The organism is Streptomyces sp. NPDC052020, from assembly GCF_040680575.1.
In the GTDB taxonomy this organism is placed as follows: Bacteria; Actinomycetota; Actinomycetes; order Streptomycetales; family Streptomycetaceae; genus Streptomyces.
Genome location: NZ_JBFAWY010000021.1, coordinates 120722 through 128732 on the forward strand (window position 1 = coordinate 120722; position 8011 = coordinate 128732).

General features: G+C 69.6%; 7 protein-coding genes and 3 pseudogenes. 5 read left to right on the top strand and 5 right to left on the bottom strand.

Annotated elements, in window-relative coordinates; genetic code table 11:
- Positions 1-275: 275 nt before the first annotated feature.
- Complete coding sequence (locus AB0L74_RS22015) at positions 276-1187, bottom strand: helix-turn-helix transcriptional regulator (protein ID WP_365654802.1); 912 nt, start codon at positions 1185-1187, stop codon at positions 276-278.
- A 302-nt stretch (positions 1188-1489) separates the two neighbouring features.
- On the opposite strand from AB0L74_RS22015, the gene AB0L74_RS22020 reads away from it, so the two are divergent.
- Both AB0L74_RS22020 and AB0L74_RS22025 read left to right on the top strand, forming a co-directional pair.
- Positions 1490-2422: an MBL fold metallo-hydrolase gene (locus AB0L74_RS22020; RefSeq protein ID WP_365654804.1), complete on the top strand. Its 933-nt coding sequence runs from the start codon at positions 1490-1492 to the stop codon at positions 2420-2422.
- Between the two features lie 22 nt (positions 2423-2444).
- The gene (locus AB0L74_RS22025; RefSeq protein WP_365654807.1) at positions 2445-3938 is read left to right on the top strand and encodes a carboxylesterase family protein; all 1494 of its coding nucleotides are present in this window, start codon (positions 2445-2447) and stop codon (positions 3936-3938) included.
- 300 nt (positions 3939-4238) lie between these two features.
- On the opposite strand, the gene AB0L74_RS22030 is transcribed toward AB0L74_RS22025, so the two are convergent.
- A complete protein-coding gene (locus AB0L74_RS22030) occupies positions 4239-4484 on the bottom strand; it encodes a hypothetical protein (protein ID WP_365654810.1) in 246 nt (81 codons plus the stop codon).
- Positions 4485-4949: 465 nt separating this feature from the next.
- Positions 4950-5468, bottom strand: a complete 519-nt coding sequence (locus tag AB0L74_RS22035; protein WP_365654813.1) for an RICIN domain-containing protein — start codon at positions 5466-5468, stop codon at positions 4950-4952.
- A gap of 261 nt (positions 5469-5729) precedes the next feature.
- Here AB0L74_RS22035 and AB0L74_RS22040 point away from each other — a divergent pair, with 261 nt between their 5' ends.
- Together AB0L74_RS22040 and AB0L74_RS22045 are read left to right on the top strand one after the other, a co-directional pair.
- A complete protein-coding gene (locus tag AB0L74_RS22040) occupies positions 5730-6248 on the top strand; it encodes a choice-of-anchor C family protein (RefSeq protein ID WP_365654830.1) in 519 nt (172 codons plus the stop codon).
- A 565-nt stretch (positions 6249-6813) separates the two neighbouring features.
- Positions 6814-7147: pseudogene (locus AB0L74_RS22045) on the top strand (IS5/IS1182 family transposase); the annotation flags it as partial.
- A 1-nt stretch (position 7148) separates the two neighbouring features.
- Here the strand turns inward: AB0L74_RS22045 and AB0L74_RS22050 are convergent.
- A pseudogene (locus AB0L74_RS22050) lies at positions 7149-7477 on the bottom strand (hypothetical protein); the annotation flags it as partial.
- A gap of 93 nt (positions 7478-7570) precedes the next feature.
- Positions 7571-7837 (bottom strand): hypothetical protein, encoded by a 267-nt coding sequence (locus tag AB0L74_RS22055; RefSeq protein ID WP_365654816.1) that lies wholly within the window; start codon positions 7835-7837, stop codon positions 7571-7573.
- On the opposite strand from AB0L74_RS22055, the pseudogene AB0L74_RS22060 reads away from it, so the two are divergent.
- Positions 7836-8011 (top strand): annotated as a pseudogene (locus tag AB0L74_RS22060) (SAM-dependent methyltransferase); the annotation flags it as partial. The gene AB0L74_RS22055 and the pseudogene AB0L74_RS22060 sit on opposite strands and share 2 nt — an antisense overlap.

Genomic DNA, 8011 nt, shown 5'->3' on the forward strand with positions numbered 1-8011 from the left:
GCCACCACGGCTGGAGACCTGGACGCTTGTGGACGGCGCTTTTGGACGTAGCGTGGGTCGGGGCCGGGGCGGTGCTCAGGGGGTCGGCAGGCAGGTCAGCGGCGTCGGTGATCTGGGCCCAGACGGCGAAGCCGACGGTCGTCTCGGCGCAGTAGTCGGTGACGGCCTTCAGGTGGCCGGGGGTGCCTCTATGCCGGCACTCCCCGGACCCGAGGATCCCGAGGAACGTCGATTCTCCGGTGCGTTGCGGCAGGGCCCGGCGACGGGTGTGGGTGTCAGCCCCCGCCGGTGCGGGACCTTGGCTGTGTCGCGTCGGAGGGCGGATCGGCCCGCGCGGCACCCTGGCCGGTGGCCTGGGCCAGCAGGGCGAGAGCGGCCTGTGACGGCGATCCCGCCTCTGCGGTGGCGACCACGACGAGGGGGCCCCGCCCGCTGCTCATGGCCTGCTGGATGACGGTCAGCGGCCCGACCAGCGGATGGCGCATCTCGTAGTCGGTGGCGGCGCAGGTCTTGACCCGGTGGTCGGCCCATATCGAGGCGAACTCGGGGCTTTTCGCCGATAGTTCGCCCAGGAGCGCATGGAGTGCCGCGTCCTCCGGGTGTTGAGCCGCCACCAAGCGCAGGTTGCCGACGACGGCCCTGGCCTTGCTCGGCCAGTCCGCGTACAGGTCACGGACATGGCCGTCGAGGAACACCAGCCGGGCCATGTTGGGGCGGTGCGCCGGCAGGTCGGGAGCACCGAAGTCCAAGTGCCCGGCGAACAGCGCGTGGCCCAGCCGGTTCCAGGCCAGCACGTCGCTTCGCCTGCCGAGCACGATCGCGGGAACGTCGCCGAGCGCGTCCAGGAACTGACGTGTCGCCTCCGGCACCTCTTCCGGCGCCGGACGCCGGCCCCGGGTGCGCTGTCTGCCCACCCGGGCCAGGTCGTGCAGGTACCGCCGCTCGGACTCGTCCAGCCGCAGCGCCCCGGCGATCGCGTCGAGCACCTCAGGGGACGCGCTCAGCGACTGCCCTTGTTCCAGCCGCGTGTAGTAGGAGGTGCTCACCCCCGCCAGCAGCGCCAGTTCCTCGCGCCGAAGCCCCGGCACACGCCGGCGTTCCCCGTAGGTGGGTATCCCGATGTCCTGCGGTCGCAGCTGGGAGCGCCGCGTCTGCAGGAAGTCCCCGAGTTGCGTCCTTCCGTCCATGGCCTTGAGTATGCGCCGTCTCGCCGCACCGAGCCTGACCCGGTTGTGGTGAGGAAAAGACGGGTCTGGTTGTGCGCCCGCGTCCTGGGTGAAGTCGAAGGTGCCCGATCCGGTGCCCCGCACTCGCTCAGGAGGTCGCCATGACCACTGCCACCACCGGGAGCGATCCCATCGAGGCCCGGACGCGGCCGGCTTCGCCTTCACCAGGCGCAGTCGGGCCGACGCGCGGCCGCCGTTCGCGTAACCGGGCAGCCGAACCCCCTCTCCCATCGAGCGGATCCTCCGAACTCCAAGGACGTCCCATGGAACAGATCATCCTCGGCAATGTCTCCATCACCCGGGTGCGGGAATACTTCGGTTCTGTCGACATGACGCCTGACACCTTCCTCCCGGAAAGCTCGAAAGAAGTCTGGGAGGCCGGCGCCGACTGGCTGGTCCCGCATTTCCTGGATTCCGGGACCAACATGGTGAATGCGGCGATCCAGACCTGGCTGCTGCGCAGCGAGGGCAGGACGATCCTGGTCGACACCGGTGTGGGCAACCACAAGGAGCGTCCCTACGCGCCGGTCTGGAGCCACCTCGACACGGATTTCCTGGCCGATCTCGCCCGGTGCGGTGTCCAGCCGGAGGACGTGGACATCGTGATCAACACGCATCTCCACATCGATCACGTCGGCTGGAACACCTACCTGGACGGCCGGCAGTGGGTGCCCACCTTCCCCAACGCCACCTATCTGATGCCGAGGGACGACTTCGACTTCTGGAACCCCGAGAACGGCCACCGGTCGCTGCTCGGCCGCGGCAACCAGAACGTCTTCGAGGACAGTGTCGCCCCGGTGCACCGGGCCGGTCTGACCCGGCTGTGGGAGAACAGCTGCCGGATCGACGCGAACCTGCGCCTGGAGGCCGCTGCCGGGCACACGCCGGGCAACTCCGTGCTGACTCTCACCTCGGGCACGGACCGCGCGGTGTTCGTCGGCGACATACTGCACAGCCCGGTGCAGATCCTGGAGCCGGACGTCAACAGCTGCTTCTGCGAGGATCCGGCCGAAGCCCGCGCCACCCGCCGCAGGGTGCTGGGCTGGGCGGCCGACAACAACGCCCTGCTGATCCCGGCCCACCTGGGCGGCCACGGCGCCGCCGAAGTCGTACGCGAGGGGAGCGCCTTCGCCATCAAGGGCTGGGCGCCCTTCACCCCGTACACCGAGTACCCCGAGTACGCCGCGCGGGGCTGAAGTACGCGGAAAGGAACCAGGGATGAGCCACCACCCCGGTCCCGTCGTGACCACCGCGCAGGGAGCCGTCCGCGGTCGGCGCCAGGACGACGGCACCGCCGCCTTCCTGAACATCCCCTACGCCGCTCCTCCTCTGGGCGCCGACCGGTTCGCGCCGCCGCAGCCGCACGAGCCGTGGGACGGCGTACGGGAGGCCACCGCGCCCGGCCCCAACGCGCCACAGGCCGAGCGCAGGCTCGGCAGCATCGACATGGTCCCCTACTTCGGCACCGGCTGGAGCCGCGGCGGGGACTACCTCACCGTCAACGTGTGGGCGCCCGCTGCCGCACAGGGCGGCCTGCCGGTCATGGTGTTCGTGCACGGCGGCGGATTCGTCGCGGGTTCGGCACGGGCCGCGCTGTACGACGGCTCCGCCTTCGCCCGTGACGGCGTCGTCCTCGTCACCCTCAACTACCGGCTCGGCATCGCCGGTTTCCTCGACCTGCCCGGGGCACCCGCCAACCGCGGTCTGCTCGACGTCGTCGCCGCGCTGCGCTGGGTGCGGGAGAACATCGCCGCGTTCGGCGGTGCCCCGGACGACGTCACGCTCTTCGGCCAGTCGGCCGGGGCCACCGTCGTCGGCGGCGTCCTCGCCACCGCGGCGGCCGAGGGCCTGTTCCGCAGGGTGATCACGCAGAGCGGCAGCGGTCTGGGCGCGTTCACCACCGGGCAAGCCGCCCGGGTCACCTCCGCAGCCGCCGAGGTCCTGGGCGTCGAGCCGCATGTGGACGCCTTCGCGGAGATCTCCGACGAGCGTCTGGTGGCGGCCGCCTCCAAGCTCGCGGGGCTCGACCTGCGGACCGCCGCCCACCGCGACCCGCTGCTCGGCCTCAGCCCTTTCAGCCTGGTCATGGACACCCAGCCCGCCGAAGCCGTCGCCACCGGACAGGGCTCCGGCGTCGACCTGCTCATCGGCACCAACACCGAAGAGGGACTCCTCTACCTGGTCCCCGCGGGCAGGTACGCCACCTCGGCCGCCGAGGACGTGGACGACACGGCGGCCCGCTCGCACCCCGACCCGGCGCGGCTCGTCGAGACGTACCGCAGGACACGCCCCGAGGCGTCCTACGGCGCACTGCGCTCCGCCATCATGACCGACGCGTTGTTCGGCGCGGGCAGCAGGGCCCTGGCCACCGCTCACTCCGGCCACACAGCATCCTCGACCTTCGCCTACGAGTTCGCCTGGCGCTCGCATGCCCTGGACGGAGAACTCGGCGCCGCGCACGCGGTCGAGCTGCCCTTCGTCTTCGACCTCACCCACCTGCCGCAGTTGCTCGACCCCGCCGCTCTGCTCGGCCCCGACAAGCCCCCCGCGGATCTCGCGGCCCGCATGCACGAGACCTGGATCCGGTTCGCCGCCACCGGCGACCCCGGCTGGGACCCGTACGACACCGAACACAGGGCCACGATGCGCATCGACGCCGAGTGGTCCCAGGTCGACGACCCCCGCGGCGAGGAACGACAGGTCTGGAGCTGATGCCCGTACGAGTTCTGTCCGCTCACCCACGTGGGCCGCGCCCGCCCACGGCCTGCTGGCGGACGGGGCGAGGCCAGGAGCGGATCGAGCTGCCACGGTCACGGATCGCGCAAAGTGGGTCCTTCACGCTGCTGTTCGGGACCCGCTGGCCAGCATGGTCGGACGCTGCGGTCACGTCCCGTGTGAGCCGCCCCGCGGGTCGTTCAGGACCTGCAGTTACCGCAGAGCGGCCCGGAAGTGCGACGCGCGGGGCCTGCCTGCGGTGAGGAGGGAATCAGGCCCGGCGCGGGTTGAGTGTGGTCACATTGCGGCGTGGTCGCAGGCTCGGGCGGCGACGCCGTAGTGCACGTTTTCGTTCCGCAGGATGTCGTAGCACAGCATCCAGTCGCGGTGCCCGTGGTAACAGGCGTAGAAGTGTTCGGTCTTGAAGGTGTATCCCTGGCTCTCCAGGTAGGACAGGCAGGAGTTGGTGTCGGCGTGGGCCGCGGGGGCGGTGAGGCAGACGCCGGAGAGGGCTAGGGCGACGCCGGATAGGGCGGTTGCCATTTTGCGGGTGAACTTCATGGGAAGACCTCCGGATGGTATTTCGTGTCGGGGGTTGCTTGGCTCCGCAGGCATGTATGCTTCGGGGGTTCCGGGTGATTCCTGACCGGGAGGGGCGTGCGGGAGCGTATTGTCGCGCAGGAGGTGTTTCGTCTATTTCCTGCGTGTGGGTGGTCGCGTCCGTCACGGTCCGTTCAAGGCCGACCCGTCCTTATTGTTTCCACGTAGGACCGTGTATTGCCTGTCCTTCCGGAATGGCTGCTGTTCACTGACGGGTCAGCCCTGGAGCCGTAGCCGAAGGAGTTCGGTGTCGGCCGCGTCGTCCGTTCTGTGCTTCGTGCGAGCCAGGGGAGTCCTGTGTCCGGTCTTCGCCGGTGGCGGCCGGTACCGCGCGATGCCCGTGTCGGGGCCGGGTGGGATGGAATGGTTCTGGGGCCTCGCGCGGGTGTGGTCACAGCCGCCGTTGGTTCACAGCAGACGCCACTCCTGGTACGGCCGGCCGGCATCGCACGTCTGCTGGACGGCGCCGGTGCCGTTGTAGATGCCGCCTCCCGCGATCTCCAGGCACTTGCCGCTGTGACGGGCGACCAGTGTGAGGTAGCCGTTGGGGCGCTGGACGAGCTTCCACTCCTGGTTGGGGGTGTCGTAGCAGTGCCACTGGTGGACCTTGCCCCCGTCGGCCTGGCTCGCTTCCGCGACGTCCAGGCACTTGCCGCTGTGGTCGGCGCTCACCTTGTAGTAGCCGTCGCCAAGCGAGGTCAAGGTCCAGTTCTGGTTGGCGGCGGGGTAGCACTCCCACTGGTGGACGAACGCGCCGTCGGCCTGGCTGGCGGTGGCCACGTCCAGGCACTTGCCGCTGTGATGGGCCTCCAGTTTGGCGTTGAGCGGGGCGGCGCTCGCGGGCGCGGCCGATCCGGCGGCCAGCATCATCGCGCTGAGCGCGAGGGCGGACAGGCCGGCGGCGAATGCTCGCCTGAATGTCTTCACGGTGACCTCCTCGAAAGCCGTCCCTGTTTGGGCGGCTGAGCCATCACCTTGTATAGCGGAAAACAGCAGGCTTTTTAAAGAGCAGAGGTAAATCATATTATGTTTATGTACCGTCTTCATGCAGTCGTATGGTGCGATGAACAATTGAAGGCGTGTCCGTGTGGCAGCTGGGGCGGCGGAACTAAATCGAATGCGCGAGATCGTCACTTGGTTGCCGTGCGGTCGCCCGAACGGGCTATGTGACGGGTTGGCTTTACCGTCATCGACGACGGCGGCTTCGAGTCACCCTCCGCCACGACGCAGGGCTTCAACTCCTACAACCAGGGGGCCGATATCGGTCCGTGGAGGGTTCTGAGCGGAGGCATTGACCTCTACGGCCCCGGCTTCGTGAACACCGTCGAAGGCGGCCAGGCCGTCGAACTCAACCAGCTCGCTCCGGGCGGTGTGGAGCAGACCTTCGCCACCACGCCGGGGCAGAGGTACACGGCCACCTACCTCCTGTCCGGCTTCCCCGGCTTCGCCGGTGAGGGCGGACCGGCGGTGAAGACGGGGCAGGTTCTCGTGAACGGACAGGTCGCAGACACCTTTGCCTTCGACGTCACCGGCAAGTCCCGGATGGACATGGGCTGGCAGCCCCAACTGTTCACGTTCGTCGCGGACAGCACCAGCACCAGACTGTCCTTCATCAGCACCACCCCCGGCAACTACGGCTCCGTCATCGACAACGTCCAGGTCAGGGCCGACTGCTCCACCCCGCCCCGCCCCTCCCCCTGCCCGTAGAGGAACCCACCGGCGGCGGCACAGGCCTCCCATACATCACCGCCGGATTCCTGGGGCCGACGGCCGTGCCCCCGGTGCCCAGCTCTGCGGCGGTGCTCCCCGCCAACATCGACTCAGTCCGCTACGAACGCCCCCACGTCTCCACGAGAAGTCCCCTCCCGCGCTCCGGTCGGTCAGGCCCCACCAGTTGATCGCGATGTGGTCGCGGCGGCGAGGCTCGAGGAGGGCCCCGCAGGTCCGACAGCCCTCATAGCCAGAAGAAGTCCTACGCGCGGGAAGAACTCGACAGAGCCCCGCGGAGGGGGACTGCTGCAAGCGCTGGGGATCTTCCAGTGGCCCACTGCCGACCAGTTGTGGAAGTTGACCCGGCCGGAGAACCGGCACGACAAGCTCACGTGGGACACCTCCTGGATCTCCAGGGCCACCCGCTGGTGCGATCGAGGCCGCCAGCGCCGCCGTTGGGCGTTTGAGGTGTAGGGCCGGTGGTACGCCCATTCGTCGAGCAGGCAGCGGAGGAAGCGTCGATCTTGCCGTTGGTCTGGGGTAAGAGGCGGTGTACTCCGGGGAGCCCACTGATCACGCACTCGGGCGCTCCTACGGTGGCCTGAGCGCCAGGGTCCACCTGGCCGTGACGGCCGTGCACGGCCCCTCGCCTTTACCGTCACCGCAGGCCCAGACAGGTGATGCACCGCTCCGAGACGGTGATGTCGCGCATCCGGGTGCCCCGCAACGGCCCGGGCAGCTGCCGGACTCGGTCCCTGACCGTTCTGGCCGACCGCGCATACTCCTCATGTGCCATCCGCAGCCACCTGCGGCGCCGGGGTATCCGCGCGGTCATCTCGCAGCCGTCCGACCAAGTCGGCCACCGCCTGCGGCGATCCCACGCATGCGGGCGGCCGCATCCTTCAGCCATCGTTCTCCGCCGTCCAGGGCCCGTCGGTCGATCGGACGCAGCAGCCTCGCGGCATCCAGCACGCCAGCGATTCGACGCTGACCGGGCTCGGCGTAGCGGACCGCGGTCGAGATCACCCGACGCTGGTGTGGTCGCCGAGCTGCACCATCCGGTCGGCCAGCCTGCCCGAGCCCGGCCCGGTCCCGGCGCGGCCGAGGTGTATCGCTCCCAGACACAGACCCTCGCCAGCGGCCGTCCGCCACGGCGCGAGCAGCCGCTCGGCCACATCCGTACGCTCCGCCTGCAGCGCGCCGGCCCGTTCGGAGGCCGGCTCCAGCCCATGCTTAGCTGCTGTCCCTCCCCATGCAGGCGTCGGTGAGAAGGCTCCGCGAACGGGCCGTCTCGCGCAGCACCTCGCCGCCGCGCACCCTCACAGGTGACGGCCTCGGAGGGCAGCGCCAGACGGTGGCCGTGCGGCCTCCCGCTCGCCGAGCTGCTCCATCCAAGGCTCGACAGGGGCGGTGCCCGAGGCATCGGCCGTGTCGTCGCCGCAGACCAGCAGCAGGTGTTCCGCCGGCTTCTCATCAGCTTCCTCCACCCCAACGACGAACGGAAACCAGTCGAGTCGACACCCGGCACGGCTCTTTTCCGGTTTTCCTCCCCCGCGCGCGGTCGGGGCGCGGTTGGATGTCCTCATGACCTCCGCCGAACACGCGCGGCTGATGCGCGCCAACCAGGCGAACTGGGACGCCCGCACTCCGGTCCACGTCGCCAGCCGGTTCTACGGCCTGGACGAGGACCTGGATCCGGAGCGCTGGTTCGCCGCGTTCGAGTGGGAGGACCTCGGCGAGTTGTCCGGCCGGGACGTGCT